The sequence below is a fragment of the Endothiovibrio diazotrophicus genome (assembly GCF_054657215.1).
Genome location: NZ_BAAHXB010000303.1, coordinates 1 through 543, shown reverse-complemented (window position 1 = coordinate 543; position 543 = coordinate 1). Strand labels below are relative to the sequence as shown.

Annotated in this window: 1 protein-coding gene; it reads left to right on the top strand. The window is 68.3% G+C overall.

Going from position 1 to position 543, the window contains the following annotated elements:
* Window positions 1–129: 129 nt before the first annotated feature.
* A partial coding sequence (locus tag ACYQ2W_RS26545; RefSeq protein ID WP_459874124.1) for a DUF4143 domain-containing protein occupies window positions 130–543 on the top strand: 414 nt, incomplete at its 3' end.

Genomic DNA, 543 nt, shown 5'->3' with positions numbered 1-543 from the left:
CCCTCTTGAGGCAGGGCGGCTGCCCCGGCGAGGGCGCGCCTTGCGACTGACCGCCCAGCGGCTCACTGATGGCCGATTTGTGGGTAAGAGGCAGCGCTAGCCACCTACTCCGACTGGATCCGTGGGGACGTGGTCAAGCGGGGGCGACACGAGCACTACCTGCGGGAGTTCCTCGACGCGGTGATCCGCCGCTACGGCAGCCAGGTGACCTGGAACGCCCTGGCGCGGGACCTCTCCATCGACCACCCCAAGACGGTCGGCGACTACGCCGCCCTGCTCGCCTCCATGGATGCGCTGTTCATCCAGTCCGCGCTGATCGAGGAGAAGCTGGTCGCCGCGCCGAAGAAGGCACGCAAGGTGCTTTTCACCGACCCCTTCATCCTCCACGCGGTGGACGCCTGGCTCCACCCCGTCTCCCGGCCGTTCGAAAGCCGCATCCAACCGATCCTTCAGGCCCCCTCGCGGCTCGGTCCCGTGGTCGAGGCGTGCGTCGCCACCCACTATCGCCGCCGCTTCCCCACCTACTACATCAAGGCGGAGGGG